10 protein-coding genes are annotated in these 13,267 nt (G+C 59.5%); 2 read left to right on the top strand and 8 right to left on the bottom strand.

Going from position 1 to position 13,267, the window contains the following annotated elements; translation table 11 throughout:
- Positions 1-40: 40 nt before the first annotated feature.
- The 7 genes from D9M09_RS20810 to D9M09_RS20775 form a co-directional block, all read right to left on the bottom strand.
- Positions 41-472, bottom strand: coding sequence for an ExbD/TolR family protein (locus D9M09_RS20810; protein WP_176741207.1), 432 nt, complete (start codon positions 470-472; stop codon positions 41-43).
- Positions 473-577: 105 nt separating this feature from the next.
- Complete coding sequence (locus tag D9M09_RS20805) at positions 578-1,006, bottom strand: ExbD/TolR family protein (protein ID WP_034754165.1); 429 nt, start codon at positions 1,004-1,006, stop codon at positions 578-580.
- Between the two features lie 5 nt (positions 1,007-1,011).
- Positions 1,012-1,944: a MotA/TolQ/ExbB proton channel family protein gene (locus tag D9M09_RS20800; protein WP_166448878.1), complete on the bottom strand. Its 933-nt coding sequence runs from the start codon at positions 1,942-1,944 to the stop codon at positions 1,012-1,014.
- Between the two features lie 86 nt (positions 1,945-2,030).
- Positions 2,031-2,687: an energy transducer TonB gene (locus D9M09_RS20790; RefSeq protein ID WP_034754161.1), complete on the bottom strand. Its 657-nt coding sequence runs from the start codon at positions 2,685-2,687 to the stop codon at positions 2,031-2,033.
- Between the two features lie 539 nt (positions 2,688-3,226).
- The gene (locus D9M09_RS20785) at positions 3,227-4,828 is read right to left on the bottom strand and encodes a SpoVR family protein (RefSeq protein WP_121671175.1); all 1,602 of its coding nucleotides are present in this window, start codon (positions 4,826-4,828) and stop codon (positions 3,227-3,229) included.
- Positions 4,828-6,096, bottom strand: coding sequence for a YeaH/YhbH family protein (locus D9M09_RS20780; protein ID WP_070224543.1), 1,269 nt, complete (start codon positions 6,094-6,096; stop codon positions 4,828-4,830). The genes D9M09_RS20785 and D9M09_RS20780 overlap by 1 nt, the downstream gene beginning before the upstream one ends.
- Before the next feature lie 72 nt (positions 6,097-6,168).
- A complete protein-coding gene (locus tag D9M09_RS20775; protein ID WP_034754154.1) occupies positions 6,169-8,091 on the bottom strand; it encodes a PrkA family serine protein kinase in 1,923 nt (640 codons plus the stop codon).
- Between the two features lie 570 nt (positions 8,092-8,661).
- On the opposite strand from D9M09_RS20775, the gene D9M09_RS20770 reads away from it, so the two are divergent.
- A complete protein-coding gene (locus tag D9M09_RS20770; RefSeq protein ID WP_070224544.1) occupies positions 8,662-9,693 on the top strand; it encodes an adenosine deaminase in 1,032 nt (343 codons plus the stop codon).
- A gap of 36 nt (positions 9,694-9,729) precedes the next feature.
- Positions 9,730-12,261, top strand: coding sequence for an ABC transporter permease (locus tag D9M09_RS20765; RefSeq protein WP_121670268.1), 2,532 nt, complete (start codon positions 9,730-9,732; stop codon positions 12,259-12,261).
- Here D9M09_RS20765 and D9M09_RS20760 read toward each other — a convergent pair.
- Positions 12,258-13,265, bottom strand: coding sequence for a response regulator (locus D9M09_RS20760; protein WP_121670267.1), 1,008 nt, complete (start codon positions 13,263-13,265; stop codon positions 12,258-12,260). The two genes, D9M09_RS20765 and D9M09_RS20760, sit on opposite strands and share 4 nt — an antisense overlap.
- Positions 13,266-13,267 lie beyond the last annotated feature (2 nt).

The raw sequence follows: 13,267 nt of genomic DNA, 5'->3' as shown, positions 1-13,267 counted from the left end.
CCTGCCTATTCGGATGTAAAGAGAACCTGATTGCTGCAGCTTACTGGAATTGCTCGTTGCCGACCAGACCGATTTTGGTCACGCCCAGACGCTGCGCCGACGCCATCACACCGGCGACGACTTTGTATTCCACCAGCTTGTTCGGACGCAGATGCACTTCCGGCTGGTCTGCTTGCGCAGCAACGTTGCTCAGCTTGGCTTCCAGCGAAGCGCGGTCAGGAACGACCTGATTGTCCCACAAGATCGTACCGTCAAAATCGACATCGATCGTGACGACCACTGGTTCGGTTGTCGGTGGCGGCGGGGTGCCGACCGGCATGTTCAAGTTCACCGAGTGGTTTTGCTTAGGAATCGTGATGATCAACATGATAATCAGCACCAGCATCACGTCGATGAGGGGCGTCATGTTCAGTTCCATCATTGGTTCCGGATCCGCGCCTGGAGCGCTTCCCGAACCGACATTCATACTCATAGTGTTTCCTTTAAGAAGTCCAACGAAGCACCGGGCGAAACTGCCGCCCGGTCAGCTTCCGGCAGTGGAGTCCCCGTGTTGCCGGGACGCCGCCGCCAGTCGCTATCAGCCCTTGTCAGGTGGTTCGGTGATGAAGCCGACCTTCTGGATCCCGGCACGTTGGGTCGTGTAAATAACCCGGCCGATCGATTCGTAGCGTGTTTCTTGGTCGCCACGAACGTGTACTTCCGGCTGCGGTACTTTCACTGCTTCAACTTTCAGATAATCGAACAGTTCGCTCGTATCTTTCAGTTTCTTCTGGCCCAGATAAATCTCGCCATCCTTGTTGACAACGATGTTGACGTTTTCTGGCTTGCTTTGAAGGGCTTGGTTGGCCTCGATCGGCAGATCGATTTTCTGCAATTTGAGGACAACCGGACTGGTGATCAAGAAAATGATCAGCAAAACCAACATGATGTCGACGAGCGGCGTCGTGTTGATTTCTGACATTACTTGATCTTCATCTCCGCTGTCGGAGCCGACGGACATCGACATGATTCTTATCCGATCTTTTTAGCGCCGGCAGCACGGCCAGCTTCGCTGGTCGACATTGCGCCGGAGATCAGTACCGAGTGAACGTCGGCGCTGAACGAGCGTACGTCTTCCATTGCGGTTTTGTTACGACGCACCAGCCAGTTGTAACCCAGAACGGCAGGAACGGCGACCAGCAGACCGAAAGCGGTCATGATCAGTGCTTCACCAACTGGACCTGCAACTTTATCGATCGACGCGTTACCGGTCATGCCGATGTTGGTCAGCGCGCCATAAATACCCCAAACGGTACCGAACAGACCGATAAACGGTGCGGTCGAACCAACGGTTGCCAGGAACGACAGGCCATCTTGCAGACGCGACTGGACTTTGTCCGAAGCGCGCTGGATCGACATCGTCACCCATGTCGACAGGTCGATTTGTTCCAGCAGGGCGCCGTCATGGTGAGCCGTTGCCTTGGTGCCCGATTCAGCGATGAAGCGGAATGGCGAGCCTTCGGTCAGGGTTGCCGAACCAGCAGCGATCGAAGGAGCTTTCCAGAATTTGGCAGCGGTTTCTTTCGCTTGCTTGAAGATCTTCATTTGATCCATCAGCTTGGTGATGATGATGTACCAGCTGCCGATCGACATGATGGCCAGGATGATCAGGGTGGCGCGTGGCACGAAGCCGCCGTCCCACACTGCTTGCAGGCCGAACGGGTTGTGGACTTCTTCGGTTTTGGCTGGAGCTGCTGCGTCAGCGGCTGGAGCTGCTGCGTCTGCTGCTGGAGCGGCTGCGTCAGCAGCTGGTGCTGGTGCTGCTGCAGCGTCTGCCGCTGGAGCCGAAGCGGCAGCCGATGCTGGCGCGTCAGCGAATGCCGGAGCTGCTACCAGAGCGGTAGTAGCGGTAACGGACAACAGAACCGCGGCAAAAAATGCGGACAAACGGGTATTCTTAAACATGCTTCCTCCAAAATTAAAAATAACAGATCGCTGAACGTAATGACAACGAAATCATAGTGTGAGACAGGGGATAACTGCCTCGGGTTTTAATCCAGCGACCAAACGTATTGCATTTGCTGCCAGCCTTGTTCCGGCTTGCCGTCAACTGTTGCCGGCTTAAATGTACAGCGGCTAATACCTTGCACTGCGGCTTTGTCCAGGTCTCTGAAGCCGCTGGACTTCACGATCTTCGAATCAGCGACCTTGCCGTCTACACCGATCAGGAACGACAGTGTCACCACACCGGTTTCCTCATTGCGCTGCGACGACTTTGGATAAGCCGGCTTTTCGCAGACACTGAAGTCAACCACGGCCGGCGTACGCACCGATTTGGCTGGTCCAGGAGTTGGCGCAGGCTGTGCAGGCGGTGCTGGCGGTGCCAATACATTCGTGGCTGGCTTCACGGCAGTCGTATTTGCAATCACGTTCTGCTGTGGTGGCGGCTGCTGCACGTTCACCTCGACTGGCGGAATGAATGGCGGCGGTGGCGCTTTCATTTCTGGCGGCGGTGGTGGCGGTGGAAGATCCTTCGGTGGAGGCGGTTTGACTTCCTCGATAATCTTGGTTTCAACCGGTTCCATCATTTTGGTGACCAACCGCTTGCCCAAGCCCGTCACGATCCCGTAAGCCGCGAGAACGTGCAGCAGGACAACGATAGTGATGCCTGTGTAGTTCTTGGGACTTTTCTCGTTCGAAAAATTCATGCCTGCTTTCTCCAAATACCATCTCTTGTCTTGCAACTGAACCCCAAAATGACGACACAAAGCTCCAGCCGTATCCGGGACGTCGCCGAATTATACATACGAATTCTTTATTTTACACAGATTTTTAACGCCTAAAACCGGTTAAATTTTTAGCGCTTTTGCGCCCTGAAAACGTACTTGCTTATGTCATCTTTGCACGCTTTCGGACATAAAAAAAGGCGGTCTTATCGGTTTTTTACAGCCGTTTTGGGCTACCACTGCTAAGTTCTCCGATGTGCCCATCTGGCGGAATTATATTTCGTGATATTCAATATGGAAACCGCTAAATTTGGAGGAAAATCTTTCCTTTTGGAAATGTTTTAGCTCGGAACCAGACCACTTAGCGGCGCGCGCGCACCAAACGGGTGCGGAAGGGACTTTATCCAGGTCAAAAAAGGCGGTCCCGGCGGCCCTTTTGACGCCGCCAGGCCATACGGAATTCCTATGTAGGCATAGGAAACGCTTATATTCTTGCCATTGATTATTATCAATAAATCATTTCATGGCCGGACGGCAGGGTCGTCGCGCCGGTTGCGCTTTTCCCGCCGGCAATTCAGAGTGCCCAGGACGACGCCCTGCGGGTCGACCGTATCGAGGTGGACATCAAAGCCCCACAGCCGCGCCACGTGCTTGAGCACCTCGGCCGCCTGCTGGTTCAGCGGGCGGCGCTGGAATTGCGTGTGGCGCAAGGTCAATGCGCGGTCGTCGCGCGTATTGACGGACCACACCTGGATGTTCGGCTCGCGGTTGCCCAGGTTGTACTGTTCGGCCAGCTGCTGGCGCACGTAGCGGTAGCCGGCATCGTCGTGGATGGCGGAAATGGCCAGCTTTTCATTCTTGTCGTCGTCGAGGACGGCAAAGAAATGGAATTCGCGGATCAGCCGCGGCGATAAATACTGGGCGATGAAGCTTTCATCCTTGAAATTGCGCATGGCAAAGTCCAGGCTCTTGCGCCAGTCGCTGCCGGCCATGTCGGGGAACCAGGCGCGGTCTTCGTCCGTCGGGTGCTCGCAGATGCGGCGGATGTCGCTCATCATGGCAAAACCCAGCGCATACGGGTTGATGCCGCTGTAATACGGGCTGTCGATGGGCGGCTGGTAGACCACGTTGGTATGGCTTTTCAAAAATTCCATCATGAAGCCATCGCCCACCACACCTTCGTCGTAGAGCTGGTTCAATATCGTGTAATGCCAGAAGGTGGCCCAGCCTTCGTTCATGACCTGGGTTTGCCGCTGCGGATAGAAATACTGGGAAATCTTGCGCACGATGCGCACCATCTCGCGCTGCCACGGTTCCAGCAGCGGCGCGTACTTCTCGATAAAGTACAGCAGGTTTTCCTCGGGTTCGGGCGGAAAGCGGGGCGCGGCCTTGCGCTGGTCGTCCTCGTCGTCGTCCTCGTCGCGCCGGGGCAGGGTGCGCCACAGCTGGTTGATCTGCGACTGCACATAGGCTTCGCGCTCTTTCTGGCGCGCATATTCCTTCGCCATCGACAGTTTCGCCGGGCGCTTGTAGCGGTCCACGCCATAGTTCTGGATGGCGTGGCACGAGTCGAGCAGCAATTCCACGGCATCGACGCCATGGCGCTGCTCGCATTCGGCGATGTAATTCTTGGCAAACACCATATAGTCGATGATGGCGTCCGCATCCGTCCAGGCGCGGAACAGGTAATTGCCTTTAAAAAAGGAGTTATGGCCGTAGGCCGCATGCGCGATCACCAGCGACTGCATGGTCAGGCTGTTTTCCTCCATTAAATAGGCGATGCACGGATTGGAGTTGATGACGATCTCGTAGGCCAGGCCCATCTGGCCCCGCTTGTAGCTTTTCTCGGTAGAAAGAAAATGCTTGCCGAAAGACCAATGGTTGTAGGAGACGGGCATGCCGACCGAGGTGTAGGCATCCATCATCTGTTCGGCCGTAATGATTTCCAGCTGGTTCGGATAGGTGTCGAGGCCAAACTGTTTCGCTACGCGGCGGATTTCCTCGTGGATTTGCTCGATCAGCTCGAACGTCCATTCTGACTGCTCGGGCAGGGCGTTCGGGTGGCGCAGGCGCACGAACGGTTCGCCCGGAGTATTGCTGGCGCGGTCAAAGGCTGCACTCATCATTTCACCTGTTTCTTGAACAGTTCGCGGAAGACCGGGTAGATATCGGCCGGCGTGACGATCTTTTGCATGGCGAAATGGGCGTGATGGTCGAGCACGCCCGCATATTGCTCCCACAGGTTTTGCTGCGGGCCGTCGGTGATCTCGACATAGGTGTAGTACTGCACCTTGGGCATGATGGTATTGATCAGCAACTGGCGGCACAGCATGGAATCGTTGTCCCAGTTGTCGCCGTCGGACGCCTGCGCGACATAGCTGTTCCATTGCCCGGCGCCATAGCGTTCGTCGATGATGGTGTTGAGCAAGTGCAGCGCGGACGACACGACGGTGCCGCCGGACTCGCGCGAATTGAAGAATTCATGCTCGTCGACCTCCGCCGCCGCCGTATGGTGGCGGATGAAGACCACCTCGATCTTGTCGTAGACGCGCTTGAGGAACAGATATAACAGGATGAAGAAGCGCTTGGCCGTGTCCTTGCGCGATTCGTCCATGGAGCCGGAGACGTCCATGATGCAGAACATGACGGCCTGCGTCATCGGCTTGGGCACCTTGATGCGGTTGCTGTAGCGCAAGTCGAACGGGTCGATGAAGGGAATCGCCAGCAGGCGCGTGTGCAGGTGGTGGATCAGGCGGCGCAGTTCCGTGACGAGCGGGTCGCTGTCGGGCGCGCCTTCGTGCAGCAGGACGGCCAGGTCTTCCTCGGCCTGCGCCAGCTGCTTGCGGGCGCCGCCGCCGACGGCGATGCGCCGGCCCAGCGCGCCGCGCAGGGAGCGCAGCACGTGGATGTTCGATGGGGTGCCCGACATATTGTAGCCGGCGCGCTGGTTCTTGAATTCCGTGGTGGCCGTCAGCTGGGTTTTCACCATGTGCGGCAATTCCAAGTCTTCGAAGAAATAATTCATGAATTCTTCGCGCGACAATTCGAAGATGAAATCGTCTTCCGTCGTCTCGTCGCTATTGCCCGCCTTGCCCCGCCCGCCGCCACCGCCGCCTTTCGGCCGGGCGATCTGGTCGCCCTTCAGGTATTCCTTATTGCCGGGATTGACCACTTCCCATACGCCGCCATGCGCGTGGCCAAACGACGGTTCGCCCACGTCCTTGACGGGGATGCTGACCTTCTCGCCATTCTCGACGTCCGTGATCGAGCGCCCCTTGATGGCGCGCCCCACGGCATCCTTGATCTGGCCCTTGTAACGCCGCAGGAAACGCTCGCGGTTGACGGCGGATTTATTCTTGCTTTGCAAGCGCCTGTCGATAAGGTATGTCAAAGGGTGCCTCCTTGCTTCTCGTCTTGCGCGCCCCGCCGGTCGTCAGGCCGGAGCGCGCCTCCGCTGTCCGCGCTAGGATGACTTGCGTACTCGCAAGTACCATTCGCATAACAGGCGTACCTGTTTGGCCGTATAGCCTTTTTCCACCATGCGGGCCACGAAGTCGGCGTGCTTGTTGGCATCGTCGGCGCTGGCCTTGGCATTGAAGGAAATCACGGGCAGCAATTCCTCCGTATTCGAAAACATTTTCTTTTCGATCACCGTGCGGAACTTTTCATAACTGGTCCAGGCGGGATTCTTGCCGCCGTTCGAGGCCCGCGCACGCAGCCCGAAGTTGACGATTTCGTTGCGGAAATCCTTCGGATTGGAAATACCCGCCGGCTTCTCGATCTTTTCCAGCTCATTGTTCAGCGATTCGCGGTCGAAGCTTTCGCCCGTGTCCGGATCGCGGTATTCCTGGTCCTGTATCCAGAAATCGGCGAACGTCACATAGCGGTCGAAAATATTCTGCCCGTATTCCGAATAGCTTTCCAGGTACGCCGTCTGGATCTCCTTGCCGATGAATTCCACGTAGCGCTGCGCCAGGTGCTCTTTAATATAGGAGAAGTAGCGCTGCTCGAGTTCCGGCGCGAACTGCTCGCGCTCTACCTGCTGTTCCAGTACATATAATAAGTGCACGGGATTGGCGGCCACTTCGGAATTGTCAAAGTTGAACACTTTCGACAGGATCTTGAAGGCAAAGCGCGTCGACAGCCCGTTCATGCCCTCGTCCACGCCCGCGTAATCGACATATTCGTGCATGGACTTGGCTTTCGGGTCCGTATCCTTGAGGTTTTCGCCATCGTAGACGAGCATCTTCGAGAAAATGCTCGAGTTTTCCGGGTCTTTCAGGCGCGACAGGATGGCGAACTGCGCCATCATGCGCAGGGTGCCGGGCGCGCACGGGGCTTTCACCAGCGAGGAATTGGCCACCAGCTTGTCGTAGATCTTGATTTCGTCGGAGACGCGCAGGCAGTACGGCACCTTGACTATATAGATACGGTCAAGAAACGCCTCGTTGTTGCGGTTGTTTTTAAAGGTCTTCCATTCCGACTCGTTCGAGTGGGCGAGGATGATGCCGTCGAACGGTATCGCGCCAAAGCCTTCCGTGCCCTTGTAGTTGCCTTCCTGCGTGGCCGTCAGCAGCGGATGCAGCACCTTGATCGGCGCCTTGAACATTTCCACGAATTCCATCAAGCCCTGGTTGGCCAGGCACAGGCCGCCCGAATAGCTGTAGGCATCGGGGTCGTCCTGCGCATAGTCTTCCAGCTTGCGGATGTCGACCTTGCCCACCAGCGAGGAAATATCCTGGTTGTTTTCGTCGCCCGGCTCCGTTTTCGAGATGGCAATTTGCTTGAGCACGGACGGGTAGCGCTTGACGACGCGGAACTGGTTGATATCGCCATTGTATTCATGCAGGCGTTTCACGGCCCACGGGCTGGGGATGTTGCGCAGGTAGCGGCGCGGGATGCCGTAATCCTCTTCGAGGATGGTGCCGTCCTCTTCCTCGTTGAACAGGCCCAGCGGCGATTCGTTGACGGGCGACCCTTTCAGGCAATAGAAGGGCACGTGTTCCATCAGCGACTTGAGTTTTTCCGCGATCGACGACTTGCCGCCGCCGACGGGCCCCAGCAAGTACAGGATCTGCTTGCGTTCTTCCAGGCCTTGCGCCGCGTGGCGGAAATACGAGACGACTTGCTCAATGACTTCCTCGGTGCCGTAGAACTCGCGGAAGGCGGGATAGATCTTGATCACCTTGTTGGCGAAGATGCGCGACAGGCGCGTGTCGTTGCGCGTGTCGACCAGCTGCGGCTCGCCGATGGCGGCCAGCATGCGTTCGGGCGCGCTGGCATACGTCAGCTTGTCCTTCTTGCACAGGGCCAGGTACTCGGTGAGCGACATTTCCTCTTCGCGGGTGCGCTCGTAGCGTGCTGCATAGTTATCAAAAATGGTCATGTCAATGTCCTTTAATGTAAACCTGAACTGCCAGTCACCATGGCCGCCCGCCTGGCACTCGCCTGGGCTTGCCGTCTGAACTTTTCCTGTACCTCGTACCGATTTTTATTGTTGTTTCAAGCCCGGCTGTCTTTGCGAGTCCGGATTGCCCGGACCAAAAAACTGGCGCTTGATGCCGTGCGCTGACGTGGCCAGCCGGCTTTTTTTTCACTGTTGATAGCGCTTGTTGCACCTACCATTACCCCATGAAATTTATTATTGCTCTAAAGGATCAGGAAGTCAAAAGATATGTCAGCATATCCTTAATACTTGTTTGTAAATTGTTGATTTAATTGGATAAACCATCAAATTTTCCATCGATTTCAATGAACCTTTTTGTCCCTTTTAAATCATCATACGACAATTCGCCAGCGCGTGCCGGTGCGTGCCGTGGCGCTGCCGTTGCCGGCGCCACGGCGGCCGGGCGCCGGTGAGGCCGGCCATCTTGCGCTAAGATGCCTGCATGTCTGATGGCCCTGCGCGCCGCGCGCGCGTGCCAGCATTTTTATCGCCACCCTATAAGGAACACCCATGATGAACCCCCAATTGCGCGCGATCGTCCGCGGCATGCCGAAAGCCGAATTGCATATCCATATCGAAGGCTCGCTGGAGCCAGAACTGATTTTCGCACTGGCCGAGCGCAATGGCGTGCCGCTGGGCTATGAATCTGTGGAACACTTGCGCAGCGCCTATGCTTTTACGGATTTACAGTCTTTTCTCGACATTTATTACGCTGGCGCAAGCGTGCTCTTGAAAGAGCAGGATTTCTATGACATGACGCAAGCCTACCTGCGCCGCGCCGAAGCCGATAACGTCTTGCACACGGAAATCTTCTTCGACCCGCAGACGCACACGGCGCGCGGCGTGCCGATGGCCGACGTGATCAATGGCATCCACCGCGCCTGCCAGGACAGCCCCGTCAGCGCGGCCCTGATCCTGTGCTTCCTGCGCCATCTGAGCGAGGCAGAGGCGTTCGAGACCCTGGAAGACGCGCTGCCGCACCGCGACAAGTTCATCGGCATCGGCCTCGATTCGTCGGAAGTGGGCAATCCGCCCGAGAAATTCTCGCGCGTGTTTGCCCGTTGCCGCGAGCTGGGCCTGCACTTGGTGGCCCACGCGGGCGAGGAAGGCCCGCCAGCCTACATCCGCACGGCGCTCGACGACTTGAAAGTCGAACGCATCGACCATGGCGTGCGCTGCCTGGAAGACGCGGAACTGACGGCCCGCCTGGCGCGCGAACAGATCGCGCTCACCGTCTGCCCCCTGTCGAACACCAAGCTGCGCGTGTTCGACCAGATGCATGACCATAACCTGGTGCAATTGCTCGACGCGGGCCTGCTGGTGACGGTGAACTCGGACGATCCCGCCTACTTCGGCGGCTACATGAACGATAACTTCGACGCCATCTTCGATGCCTTGCCGCTGGGCCTGTCCCACGCGCAACGCCTGGCGCGCAACGGTTTCATCGCCGCCTTCCTGCCGCAGGCGCAAAAAGACGCGTTTCTTGCCACCGTCGATGCGTATTTCGCGCAGCACGCCGCCGCTCACGGCATCGCGCAATAACGCATCACAACCAACTCGCATAAAGACCCGCCGCCCATGTTCCGCCTCTCCCTGAAAATGACCGGCCGCGACTGGCGCGCCGGGCAACTGCGTTTCCTGCTCGTCGCGCTGATCGTCGCCGTGGCGGCCCTGTCGGCCGTCGGCTTCTTCGTCGACCGCCTGCGCGCGGGCCTGAACCGCGACGCGCACCAGCTGCTGGGGGCCGACCTCGTCATCAGCGCCGACCAGCCCGTCAATGCGGCCTGGCGCGCCGAAGCGCAGAAGCGCGGTTTTATCCTGGCCGACACGGTGACGTTCCCCAGCATGGCGCAGGCGGGCGAGGGCGAGCGATCGCTGTCGCAACTGGCGTCCATCAAGGCCGTCTCGCCCGGCTACCCGCAGCGCGGCAAGCTGAAAATCACGACCAACGCCAGCGAAGCGCAGGATGCCGTGGGCCAGGCGACCAGCCAGGTGCCTGCGCCCGGCACCGTGTGGGTCGATGCGGCTATCCTGTCCAGCCTGAACGCGAAGCTGGGCGACACCCTGACCCTGGGCGACAAGGCCTTTACCGTCACGCAACTGATCGCCAGCGAACCGGACCGCGGCGCATCGTTCCTCAATTTCGCCCCGAGGGTGATGCTGCCCTTGAGCGACTTGGCCGCCACGGCGCTGGTGCAGAACGGCTCGCGCGTGTCGTACCGGCTGCTGCTGTCGGCGCCGCCCGCCAAGGCGGCCGAGCTTGCGCAATATCAAACCTCGCTGGAGAGCCAGATCAAGGCGCAGTCCATCAAAGGCGTGCGCATCGAATCGCTGGAATCGGGCAGCCCGCAGATGCAATCGACCCTGGACCGCGCCGACCGTTTTCTGTCCCTCGTCGGCCTGCTGTCGGCCATGCTGGCGGCCGTCGCCGTGGCCATGGCGGCGCGCCGATTCATGCTGCGGCACCTCGACGCCTGCGCCATGCTGCGCTGCCTGGGCCTGACGCAAAACCAGGTCACGGCCATGTACGTGATCGAATTTTTATTGGTGGGCCTGGTGGGCAGCGTGATCGGCGTGATGGTGGGCTTCGGCGGCCACCTGGTGCTGCTGGAGCTGTTGGGCAAGCTCGTGCAGAGCGACTTGCCGCCCGTGTCCCTGCTGCCCGCGCTGCAGGGCGTGGCAACCGGCATGCTGCTGTTGCTGGGCTTTGCCCTGCCGCCGATTTTGCAGTTGCGCAATGTGCCGCATAACCGGGTGATCCGCCGCGAACAGGAGCCACCGCAGGCGCTGGCCCTGGCCACCTACGGCCTCGGCATTGCCGCCTTCGTCGTGCTGCTGTTGTGGCAGGCGGGCGACGTGAAACTGGCCTTGCTGACGGCGGCCGGTTTTCTGGGAGGCTTCGCCCTGTTCGCCCTGGCCGGCTGGCTGGGCATCAAGTCGCTGAAAAGCCTGCGCGGCGCCTTCAAGCATCAGGGCTGGCGCTTTGCCGTCACGTCATTGCAGCGCCGCCCGGGCGCCACCGTCATCCAGGTGGTGTCGCTGGCCCTGGGCCTGATGGCCTTGCTGCTGCTGACCGTGGTGCGCGGCGACCTGATGGTGGCCTGGCGCCACGCCACGCCGCCCGATGCGCCGAACCGTTTCATGATCAATATCCTGCCCGAGCAGAAGGACCCGATCGCCGCGCGCCTGGCGCAGGCGGGCGTGGCCAATGCGCCTTTGTATCCGATGATACGCGGGCGCCTGGTGGCCGTGAACGGCAACGCCATCACGGAAGCCACGTACGAGGACGACCGCGCCAAGGGCCTGGCCGACCGCGAATTCAATCTGTCGACGATGGCCGCCATGCAGGAAGAAAACAAGCTCGTGGCCGGCAAGTGGTTCAGCGACAAGCCCGGCGCGCCGGCGGAAGCGTCGGTGGAGGAGGGCATCGCCAAGACATTGAAGCTGAAGCTGGGCGACAAGCTGCGCTTCGACATTGCCGGTCAGAGCGTCGAAGCGGCCATTACCAGCTTGCGCAAGCTGGAATGGGGCTCGATGCGCGTCAATTTCTTTGTCATCATCAATCCGGCCGCCATGGCGGACACGCCGCAGACGTGGATCACGGCCTTCCACCTGCCGCCTGCGCAGGCGGACTTGGGCAACGCCCTGCTGCGCGACTATCCGAATTTGACGGTGGTCGACGTGGGCGGCGTGCTGAAACAAATCCAGGGCGTGCTGGACCAGGTGGTGACGGCCGTCGAATTCCTGTTTGCCTTTACCTTGGCCTCGGGCTTGCTGGTGCTGTATGCGGCCTTGATGGGCTCGCAGGACGAGCGCACGCGCGAAGCGGGACTGCTGCGCGCCTTGGGCGCCACGCGGCGCCAGCTGGCACAGGCGCAGCTGATCGAGTTTTCCCTCGTCGGCGCGCTGGCCGGCCTGCTGGCCGCATCGGGCGCGGCGGCCATGGGCTGGGCCCTGGCGACGTACCAGTTCAAGTTCGCCTGGAGCTTCGCGCCGGGCGTGTGGGCCTTCGGCCTGCTGGCCGGCGCCCTGTGCGCGATCGCCGGCGGCTGGCTGGGTTTGCGCAATGTCTTGAAACATCCGCCGCTGCAGACCTTAAGGGAAGGCTAAACAATGACGCCGTCGCCCGCGCCTGCGCGCAGAAATTGCGCGTAGGACATCACCGGCTGCCCCAGCTGGTGCGTCGGCACGTCGAACAGGGCCCAGAAATACGTCACGCCGCCCAGGCAGATGGTGGGCGCGGCGCAGTAGCGAAACCAGTTCTCGCCTATCTGCGCCGCGTACATGCCGTCGCTGTTGGCATCGGAAAAGTAGGGAATCACGCGCATTTCCAGCAGGGCCTGCAGCAATGAATCGGGCGCGTCGCTGTCGCGCGCCATTTCATACTGCGTGTGCAGGCTGCGTTCCGTCTCGATGATCATCAGCTTGGCGTGGCCGTCGCGCGTGAAGAACAGGATGCCGCTGGGATTGGGGAAAATATAAAACTCGACGAAGCCGTGGCGCTGGCACAGCTCGTGCACGACGGCGGCCAGCGCCTCGTCTTGCAGGAAACTGTAGTCGTGCAGCATCAGCAGATCGCGCACGGTTTCCGATTGCTGCAGAAAGAATTCGCGCTGCAGGGCAACGATTTCCTGTTCCAGGATGTCGAGCGCATCGTCGTCGCTCTTCTTGATGTAGCGGTCGATCAAGCCCCGGTTGAAGGCCGTCACGGCCACCTTTTCATCGGCCGCGCCCGTAAATAGAATCTTCTTGCACGGCAAGTCGCGCACGGCCTGGCAGAATTCCAGGCCATTCATCTGCGGCATCGAATAATCGACCACCAGCACGGACGGCACGGCAAAGCGCTGCGCCTGGCCGCTGATGCGCCAGATGCGTTCGATGTCGAGCGCCACGTTGCACTGGTCGGGCGGCAGGTTTTGCGTGTCGAAATTGACGTGCAGCGGCGTCTCGCCCGGCTGCGTACTCTGGCGCAGCCAGTGCAGCGCGCTGCTCGTGTCGTGGAAAGTCTTGCGCGCCAGGCCGGGATCGAGCTGGAACGCCAGGCTTTTCAGGAAGGAATCGCTGTCGTCGATCAATACGGTCAGGGTCGGATGGGTGTAGACGGGCAGTTGCATGC

The sequence above is a fragment of the Janthinobacterium agaricidamnosum genome (assembly GCF_003667705.1).
Taxonomy (GTDB): domain Bacteria; phylum Pseudomonadota; class Gammaproteobacteria; order Burkholderiales; family Burkholderiaceae_D; genus Janthinobacterium.
This window is presented reverse-complemented; position numbering and strand designations above follow the sequence as displayed.